The 401-nt window shown below is 43.1% G+C and carries 2 protein-coding genes; both read left to right on the top strand.

What is annotated here, in order from left to right; translation table 11 throughout:
• A partial coding sequence (locus tag BHV73_RS14740; protein WP_502686885.1) for a DUF6926 domain-containing protein occupies positions 1–138 on the top strand: 138 nt, incomplete at its 5' end.
• Between the two features lie 4 nt (positions 139–142).
• Positions 143–401, top strand: a 259-nt coding sequence (locus BHV73_RS03370; RefSeq protein ID WP_286736505.1) for a PcfK-like family protein, incomplete at its 3' end; no start/stop codon positions are given.

Below are 401 nucleotides of genomic sequence, written 5' to 3'. Positions count from 1 at the left end.
GTACAAGATGTTTCACCCCTCACAGATGAAGAAGGGAACGCACAGCCTTATTTCACCCATTACCCCCTTTTCGGACTTCCCACAGAAGTGGAAGATTGCGAGATACTTTATTTGAGCGACAACCCGACTAAAATTTGAGATTATGAAAGGAACAGACCATTTCAAACGAACCATACAGATGTTTTTGGAGCAGAGAGCAGCGAAAGATGAACTATTCGCCAAAAGCTACCGCAACCCAGCCAAGAACATAGACGATTGTGTCACATACATTCTGAACTATGTGCAGAAAAGCGGTTGCAACGGCTTTTCAGACGGAGAGATATACGGACAAGCCATTCACTATTACGATGAAAACGAGATTGAAGTAGGCAAGCCTATACAATGTCAAGTAGTTGTAAACC

The sequence above is a fragment of the Bacteroides sp. 44_46 genome, from assembly GCF_001915465.1.
In the GTDB taxonomy this organism is placed as follows: domain Bacteria; phylum Bacteroidota; class Bacteroidia; order Bacteroidales; family Bacteroidaceae; genus Bacteroides; species Bacteroides clarus.
Note: the sequence above shows the minus strand (reverse complement) of the source record. Positions and strands in the feature narration are given on the sequence as shown.